General features: G+C 33.6%; 17 protein-coding genes. 9 read left to right on the plus strand and 8 right to left on the minus strand.

The features are described 5' to 3' along the window. Positions 1-38: 38 nt before the first annotated feature. The 3 genes from MXE27_RS07150 (at position 39) to MXE27_RS07160 (ending at position 2,454) form a co-directional block, all read left to right on the plus strand. Positions 39-494 (plus strand): HEAT repeat domain-containing protein, encoded by a 456-nt coding sequence (locus tag MXE27_RS07150; protein ID WP_248611729.1) that lies wholly within the window; start codon positions 39-41, stop codon positions 492-494. Between the two features lie 204 nt (positions 495-698). Then, on the plus strand, positions 699-1,406 hold the full coding sequence (locus tag MXE27_RS07155) for a DUF116 domain-containing protein (protein WP_248611730.1): 708 nt from the start codon (positions 699-701) through the stop codon (positions 1,404-1,406). Between the two features lie 211 nt (positions 1,407-1,617). After that, positions 1,618-2,454, plus strand: coding sequence for a TatD family hydrolase (locus tag MXE27_RS07160; protein WP_248611731.1), 837 nt, complete (start codon positions 1,618-1,620; stop codon positions 2,452-2,454). 83 nt (positions 2,455-2,537) lie between these two features. On the opposite strand, the gene MXE27_RS07165 is transcribed toward MXE27_RS07160, so the two are convergent. The 5 genes from MXE27_RS07165 to MXE27_RS07185 all read right to left on the minus strand — a co-directional run bounded on the left by MXE27_RS07165 (position 2,538) and on the right by MXE27_RS07185 (position 6,894). Further along, positions 2,538-3,116, minus strand: coding sequence for a TIGR00267 family protein (locus MXE27_RS07165; RefSeq protein ID WP_248611732.1), 579 nt, complete (start codon positions 3,114-3,116; stop codon positions 2,538-2,540). Between the two features lie 64 nt (positions 3,117-3,180). Next, positions 3,181-4,386 carry a hydroxymethylglutaryl-CoA reductase (NADPH) gene (gene hmgA, locus MXE27_RS07170; protein ID WP_248611809.1) on the minus strand — a complete coding sequence of 402 codons (1,206 nt, stop codon included), beginning with the start codon at positions 4,384-4,386 and terminating at the stop codon, positions 3,181-3,183. Positions 4,387-4,472: 86 nt separating this feature from the next. Further along, positions 4,473-5,336, minus strand: coding sequence for a succinate--CoA ligase subunit alpha (gene sucD, locus MXE27_RS07175; protein WP_248611733.1), 864 nt, complete (start codon positions 5,334-5,336; stop codon positions 4,473-4,475). Between the two features lie 239 nt (positions 5,337-5,575). Further along, the gene (locus MXE27_RS07180) at positions 5,576-6,304 is read right to left on the minus strand and encodes a hypothetical protein (RefSeq protein WP_248611734.1); all 729 of its coding nucleotides are present in this window, start codon (positions 6,302-6,304) and stop codon (positions 5,576-5,578) included. Positions 6,305-6,504: 200 nt separating this feature from the next. Next, positions 6,505-6,894: a DUF5518 domain-containing protein gene (locus MXE27_RS07185; RefSeq protein WP_248611735.1), complete on the minus strand. Its 390-nt coding sequence runs from the start codon at positions 6,892-6,894 to the stop codon at positions 6,505-6,507. A gap of 296 nt (positions 6,895-7,190) precedes the next feature. Between MXE27_RS07185 and aroD the strand changes: the two genes are divergently transcribed. Then, positions 7,191-7,868: a type I 3-dehydroquinate dehydratase gene (gene aroD, locus MXE27_RS07190; RefSeq protein ID WP_425438279.1), complete on the plus strand. Its 678-nt coding sequence runs from the start codon at positions 7,191-7,193 to the stop codon at positions 7,866-7,868. A 123-nt stretch (positions 7,869-7,991) separates the two neighbouring features. Next, entirely contained in the window at positions 7,992-8,612 is a 621-nt protein-coding gene (locus MXE27_RS07195) for a S24/S26 family peptidase (RefSeq protein ID WP_248611737.1), read from the plus strand. A 194-nt stretch (positions 8,613-8,806) separates the two neighbouring features. Here the strand turns inward: MXE27_RS07195 and MXE27_RS07200 are convergent, their stop codons facing one another. Together MXE27_RS07200 and MXE27_RS07205 are read right to left on the minus strand one after the other, a co-directional pair. Next, positions 8,807-9,769 (minus strand): zinc metalloprotease HtpX, encoded by a 963-nt coding sequence (locus MXE27_RS07200; RefSeq protein ID WP_248611738.1) that lies wholly within the window; start codon positions 9,767-9,769, stop codon positions 8,807-8,809. Between the two features lie 174 nt (positions 9,770-9,943). Further along, positions 9,944-10,870 carry a hypothetical protein gene (locus MXE27_RS07205; RefSeq protein WP_248611739.1) on the minus strand — a complete coding sequence of 309 codons (927 nt, stop codon included), beginning with the start codon at positions 10,868-10,870 and terminating at the stop codon, positions 9,944-9,946. 332 nt (positions 10,871-11,202) lie between these two features. Between MXE27_RS07205 and MXE27_RS07210 the strand changes: the two genes are divergently transcribed. From MXE27_RS07210 to MXE27_RS07225, 4 genes are all read left to right on the plus strand, one after another. Next, a complete protein-coding gene (locus MXE27_RS07210; RefSeq protein ID WP_248611740.1) occupies positions 11,203-11,907 on the plus strand; it encodes an ATPase in 705 nt (234 codons plus the stop codon). 87 nt (positions 11,908-11,994) lie between these two features. Next, positions 11,995-12,666, plus strand: coding sequence for a cobalamin B12-binding domain-containing protein (locus MXE27_RS07215; protein WP_248611741.1), 672 nt, complete (start codon positions 11,995-11,997; stop codon positions 12,664-12,666). Positions 12,667-12,677: 11 nt separating this feature from the next. Then, the gene (locus tag MXE27_RS07220) at positions 12,678-13,097 is read left to right on the plus strand and encodes a hypothetical protein (protein WP_248611742.1); all 420 of its coding nucleotides are present in this window, start codon (positions 12,678-12,680) and stop codon (positions 13,095-13,097) included. After that, entirely contained in the window at positions 13,090-14,217 is a 1,128-nt protein-coding gene (locus MXE27_RS07225; RefSeq protein WP_248611743.1) for a sensor histidine kinase, read from the plus strand. The genes MXE27_RS07220 and MXE27_RS07225 overlap by 8 nt, the downstream gene beginning before the upstream one ends. Positions 14,218-14,225: 8 nt before the next feature. Here MXE27_RS07225 and MXE27_RS07230 read toward each other — a convergent pair whose 3' ends face one another. After that, positions 14,226-15,671 (minus strand): replication factor C large subunit, encoded by a 1,446-nt coding sequence (locus MXE27_RS07230; protein WP_248611810.1) that lies wholly within the window; start codon positions 15,669-15,671, stop codon positions 14,226-14,228. Between the last annotated feature and the right edge of the window lie 21 nt (positions 15,672-15,692).

Raw genomic sequence — 15,692 nt, forward strand, 5'->3', positions numbered from 1 at the left:
TAAATTCCTGCGTAAATAAATCTCGGGTGAAACCAAATATGACTAATGTTTCTGGATCAAAAATAGACCATATGCGTCTGGATCATGATTTTAAGGAACTTGTTCAAACCTTAAAAAGTAAAGATGAATATGCCCGAAAGGAAGCAGCCCGGGCACTGGGTCAAATTGGGACGGAAAACTGCATCAAATACCTTTTAAATGCTCTTGAAGATGATAATTGGGGTGTTAGGGCTGTTGCAGCTCAGGCTCTGGGAAATTTAGCAGACTATCGTCAGAGCGAAGTGAAAGAAAAAATTACAAAAGCCATCCAGGATAAAAACTGGTCGGTCCGGTGCACTGCTTTAGAAGCACTTGCCCATATTGAGGGAATTAATTCTATAGATGAAGTGTCAAAGGCATTATTAGATAAAGATCCGCATGTCCAAAAAATGGCCTTTAAAATATTAGAAGAATTTAAAAAGAAGGATGACAAAGAAGAATCCCTGATTTATTAATTTCACAAAATTATTGTTACTTCTTTGTTTAATAAACTAAATATTAGTATTAATCATCTGAGAAAAAGTGATCCCATCATCAAGTTTATATAATGCCAGATACAATGAATAAATAATACTGATTATAATTATGTTTAGCTATTTTTTTGATTAATATTCTTAAAAATTATTTATCAACAAACTATTAAAAATTAAAGGGATTAAATGTTCAGCGAATTTTATCAAATATTTGGACAAATGGTATTTTTAGCAGGAGTAATTGTACTTGCATTGCTTTTAATAAGCCTTGTTTTAGGTAAAGTCCTTATTAAACAGGATAAATTAATCTTTCCAAAAGTCATGCTTTTTACCATTGACCTATTTTACGGCCCATTTAAAAAATTTTCAGAAAGCATGGGTTTTGATGAACAACTGGTCGACCATATGGGTGTGGAAGTACGTAACAAAGTGAATAAGAAAAGCTATGAGTCCATAGATGGCGAAGATAGACTTCTGGTTTTACCTCACTGTTTAAGGCATCCTGAATGCGAAGCAAAACTAGAATCTTCAGGTTTGATTTGTACACACTGCAACAAATGTGTTATTGGATTTTTAAAAGAAAAAGCAGAAAATAAAGGATATAAAGTATTTATTATACCCGGATCCACGTTCCTTAAAAAAATTATAGAACAAAACAACTTTAAAGCCGTGCTAGGTGTGGCCTGTTACCAAGACCTAAATATAGCTATGATGAAACTATCTAAATTCTCACCTCAAGGTGTTCCTTTATCTAGAGACGGTTGTTTCAAGACTAAAGTAGATACAAAAGCAGTTTTAGAAAAAATGGGATATGTGGAAAAACTTAATGATACTTCATCAATTGCAAATATAAGCCCATGCAGTCAGGAAAAACACGAAAAAAGATCCATATAAGATTATTTTTTAAAGAATGCATTAATTTAATCTTTTTTTATTTTAATTATAATATGATTTATTCCTTTTAAATCTAATTCAAAGTCTTATCAATAAATTAGAAATATTAAAAAATCCATAAGATTTCTTATATTAAAATCTAAATAATCAAACCATTTTAAATAAATACAAATCAATATATTATTTAAGAAATTGTTTTCAGGTTGATATTATGGATATCCCCATTACTGATAATCACATACACGTAGATCCCTATAATGGAGAAGGGCCTTTGAAGATTGCTCAAACATTCCACCGTTCAGGAGGAAAAAGAATGATAATTCCTAACAAACCATCCTGGACATTTGGAGAACCCTTCAATTTTCAAAAAGCAATGCACCTTGTTTTAGATTATGTTAAAAAAATCAATACAGAGAGTGAAGTTGAAGCCTATGCCGTGGTTGGTTTGCACCCTGCTGAGCTTTCCAGGTTACTTGAGAGTGGTAAAAATATTAATACCGCCAGAGACATGGTTAAAAAAGGCCTGGATTATGCGCAAAAACTGGTTTTAGAAGGAGAAGCCGTGGCTATAGGTGAAATCGGCAGACCACATTATGAAGTATCCCCTGAAGAATGGGATTTGCAGAATGAAATAATGATTTACACCATGAAACTGGCCAGGGATGCCGGTTGTCCAGTACAATTACACACAGAAACCTCGCAAGAACCCCAATTTAAGGAATTTGCCTTAATGGCAGATAAAGCTGGCCTTAAAAGATACAAATTAATTAAACACTTCTCAGGCCCCTATACTGATGAAATAGAAAACCATGGCCTTACACCATCTCTTATTGCTACAAGAGACGTGGTTAGTAAAGGTATAAAAAAAAGTAATTATTTTTTAATGGAAACTGATTATTTAGATGATGCCAGCCGTCCAGGCGCAGTTTTAGGGCCAAAAACCGTCCCTCGCAGAACACTGGAATTTATTAAAAAAGGTTTGATAAGCGAGGATGATGCATATAAAATTCACTCAGAAAATATAAAAAAGGTTTATGGAATAGAATAGTAGTGATTTAAAAAATGTACCTTTGCAGATCTTTGATAAAAAATTACTCCCTTAATCATCATTACCTGATTAAATGAAAGTTTTTAGTGAGATCCACCAATTAAGAAACTCACCAGACTAATTAAAACACCTATTGCTACTATTTCTACACTAGTTTTGAATAAACTTTCACGGGAAACTTTTCCCAGGTATATTCCTAATAAAATCAGTGCAATGAAACAGAGTATTACAGTTACCCATGTAGCGGTCATCCTACTGGCAATTAATAAAAACGGAAGAACTGGTACAAATGCCCCTATAAAGCTGGAAAATCCATGAGTGAACATACTCATATAAATTCTTCTTTTGGCTTCTTTGTGTATGATAGTATCATCAAGCTGGCCTTCTTCCAATACCATCTTCTTTTCCAGGTCTCTCATGGTACGGGTCTCTTCGGCACGTTCGCCAATGAATGAACCAAATGCATTGGACATGGCCAAAGCTATTCCTCCACTTAATCCAGTAAGCCCTATCAAATAGTTAGAGATTTCGGCACCACCCATACCTGCAACTCCACTTGCCGTAAGAGTAACCCCCATAACTGCAAGTATGCCATCCATTGTTCCCAAAGCAACATACCGGCTCATTTTAAAATATTCATGAATAAATTCTCTTATGTTCATTGAAGTTTTTCTCCTGGAATAAAGATACTTTTGTTCAACGTTTCAAAATAAATAAAGTGTTTATTCATCCTCTACCCAGATCTTTATGTGCCCTTGCCAGATGTCCTGCAGCAAGTGCCCCCAGCAATGATAATTCACCTGCAAGGACTATCCCTGCCACGATTTCTGCAAATTTTAGAACTTTCCCATCACCCATAACTCCCATAATCTCTAAACATTCTCTGGCAGTTTCTAGGCGAGTGCCTCCTCCAAATGTAGCCAAAGGTACGTCAGGTAGGGTAACTGAAAAATATAGATCACCATTTTTATCCTCAGCTGTGGTTATTCCCAGACTTCCTTCCACAATATGGGCTTCGTCTTGACCCGTGGCTAAAAACAGTGCCCCAATCATATTAGCATACTGAGCATTGAATCCCATACTACCAGATATGGCTGATCCAACAAAGTTTTTTGATATATTAACTTCCTCTATGGCCTTAGGTGTGGTTTTTAATTTTTTAACCACTATATTTTTAGGCACCACAATTTCTGCCACAATACTTTTTCCCCTTCCCTCAATCAAATTTATAGCAGCGGGTTTTTTATCAACACAAACATTTCCACTTAGTGCCACTGCATGAGCGCCTGTTTTTTGATTTAATAAGTTTAATGCTGTTTCTGTGGCTATGGTGACCATATTCATACCCATACTGTCGCCAGTGCTGTATACAAATCGAGGGTACACATATCGCCCCACTACAATTACTGGATCAATTTTTAATAGTTTTCCATGCCGAGTAGTGGATTCTGCAGCTTCTTTGAGATCTTTAAAGTTTTCTTCAATCCATTTTTTTATTTTTAAGGCCTCAACAACAGATTCTGTTTTAATAACAGGAGCCCTGGTCATTTTATCACCAATTATTCTAACTATGGCTCCTCCTGATTCTTTGATAGTAGAACATCCTCTGTTGACTGATGCTACCAGTGCACCTTCGGAAGTGGCTAATGGAACATAAAAGTCGCCTTTAGCATATTCTCCCTTCATTTTTAAAGGTCCGGCCACGCCTACAGGTATTTGAATAGTACCAATGGGGTTTTCAATATTTTTCTTCATAGCCTCCCCCATATCAAGGGTATATTGCGATACATGTTCCAAATTACCTTCAGAAACAGTTTCAATAAATTTACGCCGGATATCCACTGCCTGAGTAACAGATTCTACGTATTTTTCAATTTCATGAAGTTTAATTTCGCCTGATGCGAGTTTATTAATTATTTCATTTTCATTTATCATATGTCTCACTATTGGAGTTTATAAATGATTAACAACCATTAATAATCTTTAATGATGTATTTAGTATCCATCTATATCTTATTTTAATATTTAATTTCATTTATCAAGTTTACTATCTGGGATGGCCTCTCAGCAACTTTAACCCCTGCTGCTTCAAGAGCTTCAATTTTACTTTTTGCTGTACCACTTTCACCTTCAATTATTGCTCCAGCATGCCCCATTTTCTTCCCCGGGGGGGCTGTGATTCCAGATATAAAAGCGAATACTGGTTTGGAGATATTTTTTTCGATGTATTTTGCCGCTTGCTCTTCCGCATTGCCCCCTATTTCCCCAATCATAACCATGTAATCAGTTTGAGGGTCATTTTCAAATTTTTCCAATACTGTGGCAAAGTCCAGCCCTACCACAGGGTCTCCACCGATTCCAATACACGTACTCTGTCCCATTCCAGCATTTGTTAGTTGGTTAGCGAATTCATAAGTTAATGTGCCACTACGGGAAACTATACCCACATTTCCTTCCCGAAATATATGAGTGGGCATGATTCCCAGTTTTCCCACACCTGGAGAAATGATTCCAGGAGTATTAGGGCCAATTATAGTGGTATTATTTTTAGAGGCATATTCCATTATCTGCATGGAGTCATGGACAGGTATATGTTCTGTAATGATTACCACCAGATCAAGGTGTTTGATAGCTTCAAATGCTGCGTCTTTGGCGAATGGTGCTGGTACAAAAATTATGGAAGAATTAACATCCATTTCTTCTTTTACTTCTTCAACAGAATCATAAACAGTTATAGGGCCAAAGTTCATTCTGTTTTTACCCGGCGAGGTGCCTGCAATAATGTTAGTCCCGTAATCCAGCATCTGCTGGGCGTGAAAAGAACCCTGCTTACCTGTTATTCCCTGTACTAAACATTTAGTATCCTTATCCAGTAGTATCATTTTAAACCCCTTGATTATCAATAGTATATCTAATATGTATTTGATTTTTCATTTCTTAAATTAACATATTAATAATGGTTTTTTGAATAGTTTTTGAGTGTAATATATTAAATAACAATATCTTACATTATTATTCTATTAACTAGTATAATTATTGTCTATCATATTAATTAATTTTTTAGATGGTTAATGCTAAATAAAATTAATATTTAGCCCACAATATAAAAAAAAAAGATTTGCTAAATTCTTAGAATCCGGGTTCTCTCTTCAAAAGGAACTGCCAGATCAATTATATTACCATTCATAAAAGCTGTAGCAGAGACTATAACACTTCCGGGAATTACATAAGAAGGCGCCCCTCTTTTTACAAGGTAAACATTTTTATTTCCTAATGCTGCCCCTAGCATTGCACTTGCAGCACTCCCTACACTTTCAAGATCTTCTATAGATGCAACCACTACGGGATCATCAGTTTTATCAGAGACATAACCCACTCCAGGAATTTTATTAATCCTAGGCTTTATTTCTGCACTGACATCGGTTACCCCTGCCATTCCAGAGGCTGCCCTTATTGCAGAGTTTGCTACATTTCCAACGAATCCTTCACCACCATATGTATCAAAAGCAAGTATAACTGCATCCGGAAATCTATCCTGGCGGATTTTTGCTTCGGCATATGATATACCTTCACCTGCCCCTTCTGGTGTGGGTGATATTCCCTTGACATCACCTAAATCTTCTGATTTATCTATCAGGATATCCACGATACCTCGGTTAATTTCCTCCAGTAAATCGTCTTCAACAAAAGCACTTATAACCACGTCGTCTCCAGTGATGTTAGTTAAAGCTGCTTTTTCGGCTCCCATATCTATTAAAGCATGTATTTGTCCTTCAAGATTTTTTATTAAATTTTTACTGCACGAAGTATCGTTATTTGATATATCCGCACCTATGGCAGTTATCTTCACTAAAATCACCCATCCAATTAATTTAACTGTTATTTTTATGAGTCTATGTAAAATCACAGATTTCATAGTTTATAACTAATGATTTAAATTGCAATCATTCATTATTAAAACATTAGAATTATCTTAGTCTTAAGGATAATATATTTTTGATGATAAAGTTAGTTTTAGAAAATAAAATAAAAAATAATTAAATAGAATTTTTATTCTTCATCCTCTGAATAATCACGGTCTAATTCGACCTCAGATCTTATTAAAGATCCTATGACTCCACCAACTACTGATACAACAACTTCAACAATGAAGTAAAGTAGAATTGTGGAGGCAATCAAACCTAAATAAGCTGCAGCACCCTGCAAGTACAGTATTAGAATCATTAATAAAGTGACTATTAATGCAGATTTTATACCAAATATTGTTCCATTAATAGCTCCATGTTTATAACTTCCACCAACCATGAACCCCACAATTATTCCTGTCATTAAAAATGAGGGGAATAGTAAACTTTGACCAGAAACTAAAGATACTAAATAAAGCACTATTATTATAGCAATTCCAAGGATCACTGGTCTTTTTTGGATCATTTCTTTCATAATTTTCACATCCTAAAATAGGTTCTTACCACATTTAGATTATATAAGCAGTATTTAATAGTTTTGCCAAAATCATACCCAAATTTTTACAAATTGGCCCAAAAAGATTACCATCCATTTATTCAAGTAGCTAGATAAAAAATTTTTAAATAGGGAAATTATAATCCCCTAAAATTCAAATAATAATATAACAGATATGGAGAAAAATATAATCCTCTAAAATCAAATTATACCCTTAGATATAGGAAAATTTAATCAAGTAATTATTAATTAACAATTGAAGGTTAGTGCAGAAAGTGAGTGACAATCCTAAAATATGTGTTCCAATTTTCGAAAAAAGCATAGAAAATGCTTTGAAAGTTTCAAAATCGTGCATAAAAAAGGGTGCAGATATTCTAGAGCTTAGAATCGATGCTATTCAAAATCCTACTCCTGAAAATATTAAAAAACTTGTGGGTGAAATAAACTTTCCACTTATTGTGACCAATAGAACCCTGAAAGAGGGAGGTTTTTTCAAAGGAACCGAGGAAGAGAGAATAAATATCCTTATATCTGCCAGCTCAAAGGCAGAATATGTCGATATCGAACTTCAAACAGATGAAGAAAACCTTTCGCGAATATTAGAATTAAATACCAAAACTATAGTTTCGTTCCATGATTTTGAAAAAACTCCACCACAAAGTGAACTTTTGAATATTGTTAAACATGAGAAAGAAATTGGAGATATTGCTAAATTTGCAGTTATGCCTCTTAAAATAGAGGATACTTTATCCGTTTTAAATATTTTATCTCAAGAAGATAATACTGTGGGTATTTCTATGGGAGAAATAGGAAAATACACCAGATTAGTGGCGCCACTTTTTGGTTCACCATTCACATTTGCATCTGCAGGATCAAAAACTGCCCCAGGGCAACTTGACTTAGAAAGCACTAGGTTTATACTGGATAAACTATTAGAAAATAAGAGTATTTAACTAAGATTGAATAACGAATATATAATATTATAAGATTATATGCATTTTATATATAATTAAAAAAATCAGTAAAATTTTTTTATTATTAAATTACAGGTCAATCAGTAACCTGGAGATGATATATTGAGTAAGAATTCCTTGATAATCCTTGGTTTAATTTTGGTTCTAATAGTAGCAGGGTCTGTTGTAGCTATTGGGCAATTATCTAATGCTGTAACAGTAGACATTAAAACTAATGGTTCAGAGGTAACTGTTTCCACTTCTACTGGACTTTTTGGACATGCCCCCACTGCAATGGAAGAAAAAATAGTACAGTACTGTAGTGAAGTTATAAAAGACCCCGACAGTACTGTTGAAAGTATAAAAAATAAGGTAACCGACATAACCCAAGAATATAACTATAATAACGTGAAAGTTAATATAAAATCCCAGTTTGGAGAAAATCAGCTCCCTATGCCTGCTGTTGTAAGTGGAAATTCAATGTATCCCACTTTAAAAGATGGGCAGGAACTCATGGTACTTAAAACAGATAATTTCAAAGTAGGGGATATCGTTATTTCCAAACACCCTGAATATGATTTAATTGTAAAAAGAGTGGGTAAAATTCAGGGCGACAAAGTATACCTCATTAGTGATAATAAAGAAGTTAAGACCACTTATGAAGGTAATTATATAATTACTGAGACCCCCCTCAATACTTGGGTCCCTAAAAGTTACATTGTGGGTGTTGTGGAGGATTATTAAATATCCTCATTCTTTTTATTTTAAAAAATAGAAATTATCTATGTGATTTTCTCATTATTTAGATAAAACTACTTCAATTAGGTTTAATTGGTTAATAATAATAGGAAAACGCAGCATCTAATTTCTAGAAAAATATATCAATTAATATTTTAGCTCATGAGCTTATCAACTTGTAAAAATAAAAAAAATTTAGATTAGCTCATTTCAGCCAATCTTTTAACTCTTTTGACCATATTAGGGTGAGTTGATAATAGTTCAAATACTTTACTGGATGTTTTTAAATTGATTCTGTCGTATTTGAGTCTCTCAAGCTCTGCTGGAGATAATGTTCCATCCATATCCAGATCAAGTTGACTTAAATCCTGAATTTCATTTCGGGCATCTGAAATGTCATTGACGAAAAATGCTTTGAAACCTTGAACTTCTTTTAGCTGTTCTTTATCAGCAGATGCAGACTCATAAGTCAATTTGTAAAGTGCACTGGCCAAGTGATGGGGTTCTCCCCCAATGGCTACACTACCACTGTCAGCATAGTATTCCCTGACACGGGAGACAAATAGTACTATTAACTGTCCGATGATGTAAGCTACAAATGCAGCAATACCTACTATCGCTGAGTAGCTATCGTTATCGCCACTGCTGAATATAGTACTCCATGCCAACCAGTAACAAATTACAGGAACAGCACTAATTAAGGTCATTACAATCATGTCACGGTGTTTAATGTGAGAAATTTCATGACCTAAAACTGCTTTTAATTCGCCTTCATTTAATTTATTGATAAGCCCCCTGGTTACACAGACACGGCCGTCTTTTTGTCTTCTTCCAAAGGCAAACGCATTTGGAATTGGGAATTCTGATATTCCAACTTTTGGTTTTGGTATTCCCGCATTCATGGAAAGTTCATCAATCATCCTGTGGAGATTTGGTGCTTCTTCAGGTGAAACATAATGAACCTTCATGGACATTTCAACTAGTTTTGGTCCTGCCAGATATTGACATAATAGGATTAATAAAAAGAATCCAGCATAAAATGCAGGTGTAGTTATTCCCACTGCAACCCCTACAACAGTTACTAAAACTGCAAGAAGGATTCCGAAAAGCATCATAGCTAAAGTCATTCTGAGTTTTAGCTTCCATGTACTTACTTTTTTCATTTTGGATTTTTCCTCCATAGTCTCTAACTTAATTTATTATTAAATTTCATATAATATACAGTGCATCTAATATATTAACTTTTGGTTATTATAACATATAAATTATGAAAAAAATATTAACTTAAAAATTAATATTGTTTAAAAAAAAATTATGGTGAGAAAAAATATATTAAATCAACCGAATTTCTTGAAATGGGATGGGTTTAATCCCCAACGCAGTAAATTATCATTATCCACGTCGTCCATTTTTTTTTTGGTTGTTGGTGGTATGGGGCTTCCTTTTTTGGCGAATATAACCCCGTTTTTTCGCTGAGCACCCATAAATTTTCCAGCATCTCCATTAACAACCAGTGCACCATTAATCATATCAATAGCAGAAAAATCGTCACAATCTCCATTAATGATAACTGTCCCCCCATTTAAAAGAGCTCCTGTATTTTTACCAGCATCCCCATTCACCCTTACTATCCCCTGGCGCATCAATATTCCTGTTGAAAGATCAACATTCCCATTATGAATTATTTCAGCATCCCTATTTAGTCGGGCGCCCACAGTATCTCTAATATGACCCGGTTCAATTATCAATTTGTTTCCTATTAGCTCAGAGTCAATTAATTTTTCGCCATTTAATCCATGCATCATGATATCAGTGATGGATTTATATTTTTGATATCCTTTTTTATCTGATTTTAATTCTATTAGATTACCAAATGGTTCTTTTAGTTCTCCTTTGACATAAATAATCCCTTTGACCATGCTTATTCCCATGCGCGTATCCACATCACCATCCACAATTATATTTCCCACTTCAACTTCCCCTCCACTTCCACCGAAGTATTGAAGGTCTACTCCCATGCTTGAACACAATCTATGACCTACATCACCAATAATTTTGATATTCTGTCCATTTTTTAGTTTTTCCACTATTTCCCGGTAGCTGTAATCATTACCAGGTATTTTTTCATCAGGATCCATTTTTTCTCCTTGATGTTGCCAGTAAAAATTATAGGTGAAATCACAAAGGCAATCGACGGCTTCATCCAGAACAATTTCTAGAAAATTTTCATCCTCATCTTTTTTTCGGCCAAAAATGTTAAGCATAAACTTCCCCCATAACATCCCTTTGATAACGTAGATTTGATCCCTGAAAATAACTTTAAATAATATTTTTATTTTAAATTAAAAAAATTTTTCTCCTAAATTAATTATAGGAATTAAAAAGTATTCTAATATACAACCAATAGAGTTGTAAATAATTATACACCCTAAAAAACTGTAAAATCTAAAAATATTTTATTATCCAAAACAGTGAAAATCCATAAGAAAATAAATAATTAATATAAACTATAACCATAATATCAATCCCCCTGAATTTTTATAAATATTATTCAAAATAGTAAATTATAATCAAGACAGATAGTAAGAGGAAATTAATGTCCGCTGAGAACTCAAATTATAATAAAAAAGAAATACTGCGCTTTTTAAAGCAGATTGGGGTTGACAGTAGATTTATAAGTGTAATTCCGCCCGATATTTATATCAATAACCTGCGGTTTTCTAAGTTTTCCCGAAAAAAAGAGGAGTTATTTAAAAAAAAATATCCAGCCATAAAAGTTGTTAGATCCACTATTTTACAAAAAATATGCCTCAGATCTTCCCGGGTTTTAGGAGAAGCCCTTAAACCAAGAACAAAAGTTTTAATAAATTCCAATAATGACCCCTGCAATAAGGCAGTCTCTGTGATTCTAGAACCATACTCACGAAAATATGGAATCGAAATAATTGAAAGAGAATTCAATTTAAAAGATATTGAAGAATATGATTTTGATGCACTAGTAGTTCCCTTAACCTTAGATCACGAAGTTGCATCTATTTTATACAAGATATTTCATGGGGAAAAAATCGATTTACTAAGTTTTCAAGATAAAAAAGGCAGCAAACAATTAATCTATCCCTTAATCAACGTGCCTCTGGAATGGATATATTCCTGGTTAAAACTAAAAGACACACACGAAGTTGAAATGGAAAACGAGATATCTCATGAATTTTTAATATTTTTAGAGGATGTTGTTCCTCAAGTCAGGGAAAATATTTTTAAAGCCAGCACTTTTCTTAATAAAAAAAATATAATTTCATAATAAACTATTTATTTTTTAAATCCTATAAGTATTTAATAATAATTATAAGTAATTTTATTTTCATAAATTTCTAAAAGAAGGGTTTAGATGGATAAATTTCAAGAGGAATCTGGATATTTAACCAAACTTGCTAAAAATTATCTTAATGCTCTTTTGAATGTTGACCGGCACAGGGCAAGTAAAATGATACATGATGCTGTAAATAAAGGCATCTCTCTAACAGATATATACCTACATGTTTTTGAAGCCTCACAACATGAAATTGGAAGATTATGGCAGAAAAATAGAATCAACGTGGCTCAAGAACATTATTGTACAGCTGTTACCCAGCAGATCATGTCCGAATTATACCCCCTAATTTTTAATACTCCTAAAAATGGACACATGATTATTGCAAGCTGTGCAGCAGAAGAAATGCATGAAATAGGAGTGCGAATGGTTGCAGACATCTTTGAATTAAATGGTTGGGATTCTTATTACCTTGGTGCAAACACTCCATCATCAAGCATTTTAGAATCTATTTCTCAACTTAAACCAGATTTAATAGCCATATCTTGTTCCATTCATTACAATATCCCCTCAGTAATTGATTTAATATCTAAAATCAAAGTAATTCCTGAAAGAGATGATTTAATAATTATGGTAGGTGGACGTAGCTTCTCTACAGCTCCAGAATTATGGAGAAAAGTTGGAGCTGATACATATGCTCCTAATGCATTAGAAGCCGTGAAAAAAGCTAACCAATTAATAAAAAGTTAATGGGTTATTTTATGCCAGACAATAACCAGTTTTCACCTGTTTCTTTAGAAACCATGAATTGTTTTAAAAAACATGCCCCTGAAATCATAGAAAAAACCGTACAAATTTCAATGAAGCGGAAAGAAGAAGTAATTCAACATGGAAATCAGGCCCAAAAACTGCTGATTTTAGGGATGCAATTTACGACTAAAATGTTAGAATCTGCCTTAATCACAGGTGAAATATCTTTACTAGAAGATGAACTTAAATGGGCAAAAGATCGGCTCCCACATGATGATGTGACCATGAAACATGTATTGGTTCGTCTAAAAATCTATCGAACACAGATAATGAAAACACTTCCAGAAGAATGTGCAATTGAAATAGTACCGTTTATTGATTGGATGATTGAATGGCAGGAAACTCATTTAAAAGAGGAATTAAATGAATAAAGATAAAAATAATATAGAAGCCATGGCATTATCCTGTAATCCAGAAGGGGAGATTAATGAATTAATATATGAAGATATTCACCTGCGAGAATATTTTAATAAAGGAGACTCTCTTATTGATTTAGTCGATGCAGAAAGTCGTGAAAAAGCATGTGATTTTATTAAAACACTTCAAAGTGAAAAAGTAGTGTTTGATTGGGAATTGAATATAAATATTGATAATAAAATTATAACACTTCTTTTTTCAGGTTTTTTATTCCAGGATGATTTACTTATTTTTGCCGTAAAGTCAAGGGGGGATATAGAGAAATTCTGGGAAGAAATATATAAAATTAATAGTGAACAGTCCAATATTTTAAGGAAATTACTGAAAAAAACATGCCTCTATGAAACACAGGCAAAGGTTAAAGAAACAGAATATGATGAATTAACCCGCTTAAATAATGAACTGACTAATACTCAAAGGGAACTTGTAAAAAAGAACCTACAATTAGAAAAAGCTCTAGAAGAAAAAGATATGCTTCTTAAAGAGATATACCATCGGGTGAAAAATAATTTAATGGTAATATCCAGCCTTTTAAACCTGCAATCATACCATATAAAAGATAAAGAAGCACTTGCAGGATTTAAAGAAAGTCAAAACCGTGCAAAGTCCATGGCCCTTATCCACGAAAAATTATATAAATCAACTGATCTTAAGAATATTGATTTTGGGGAATACATTCGCGCATTTTCTCTTGAACTTTATCATTCAATTGTACCAGATCCTAGTAAAATAAAACTTGTATTGAATGTAGAATCAGTTATGCTGGATATAAACACATCCATACCACTAGGGCTTATTGTTAATGAATTAATTACCAACAGTATGAAACATGCTTTTCCAGAGGGTAGATCAGGTAGCATAGAAATTGATTTTTATAAAAGAGATGATTATTATATTTTAAAAGTTTTAGATGATGGTGTGGGTATTCCCATAGAGTTGGATATTGAAAATACTCAGTCATTAGGATTACAGTTAGTAAGAAGCCTTACTGAACAAATAAATGGTGAATTAAAAATCAATTCAACGAATGGAACTGAATTTAAAATCACTTTCAGAGAAATGAAATTCTATTGATAGAAAAATTAGAACTGGAAAAGGGAAGTCTGCTTTTCTTTTTCCTCTTCATTAGGTTGGGATTTAGAAGTATCCTCTTTACTTTTAGAAGTTTCTTTTTTAGCTTTTGATTTTTTAGAAGAAACTTCTGTTTTAGACTTTGCACTTTTTTTAGGAGAATTAGATGAAAACAACGACGATTCTCCGCCTTCAGAAGCCACGGCATCAGGTATTTTCTTTTCAGTCATTTTTTTAATAATCTTTTTAGGGATTTTCCGTGTTCTAAATAATTTTATTTCGTCGTCTTCTAATCCCAGATAACTGGCTATTTCATAGGCCATTTCATCATTTTCAAACATTATATTCATGAATGGAAACTGGCTTATGGCAACTTGACGAGATATATGGAGTTTTTCTGACATTTTAGAAGTAACTCTATCCCTCAAATCTCTTTTAGATCTTGTACGGCCAAGTAAAGCAAATGATGATGAACCAGTGTATCTGGCGAATTTACGATAAGTTTCATCCTTAGAAAGCGCCACCCCTAAACCCATAAATTCCGAGGCATATCTCCAGTAAGTATAGTTTCTACTGGAAACTGCTCTTCCAAAATATAAATCGGCCTGTGAAATCATTTCATAAGCCTGTTCAATCTCATGAGGTTTTTCATATTCCCTAGGGATATTCTCAGCAATTATTTCCATTACAAGTGTAGGGTCTTCATCTAAGTGCATAGCCTGTTTTATTTTTTTAAGATCTTTACTTTTTAATACCCTTCGAACGGAATCAAAAATATTAGATATTTGATCTTTTTGACCTACCACTACAAGATCATTTGAATCAATATTTTCCTTACCCTGAGCCATTACTTCCAGGTCATTTATAGCAGAACGCAAATCACCATTAGATCGCTTGGCCAGTTCTTTAAGTACAGTATCATCAAATTTAACTCCTTCTTTTACACATATTCTTTTCAAAAGAGCTGTTATGGAGTTAGTATGTACTTTACGGAGTTTAATAACATTACATTTTGTTTTGATGGTTTTAAGGCGTTTGCTGTATGGATCATTGGCTGCTAGTATTATGGGATGTTTTCCTTCCTTTATAATTTTTCCAATAGCCCTGGTTCCACCTCGGTCATCATTGCCATGAATACCATCAACTTCGTCAAGGATAATTAGCTTAAGTCCCTGGTTGAATAAGGATCTGGTGGCTGAAGCTTCTCCCACAGTATTCATAATTATATCATAAGAACGTTTATCACTGGCATTTAATTCTACATAATCTGCAAATTCCTGTGCTATCACATGGGCCAAAGTAGTTTTTCCAGTACCTGGCGGACCAACTAATAAAAGACACTGTTGAGGTTTTCCCAACTGCCAGTTTTTTACCCAGGTTTTGATTTCTTTTATGACCTTGGCATTGCCAATGATTTGATCAAAACTTTTAGGCCTGTATTTTTCCGTCCACAACATCGAATCTTTCCTCTTAAGAGT

The sequence above is a fragment of the Methanobacterium alcaliphilum genome (assembly GCF_023227715.1).
Lineage (GTDB): Archaea > Methanobacteriota > Methanobacteria > Methanobacteriales > Methanobacteriaceae > Methanobacterium_E > Methanobacterium_E alcaliphilum.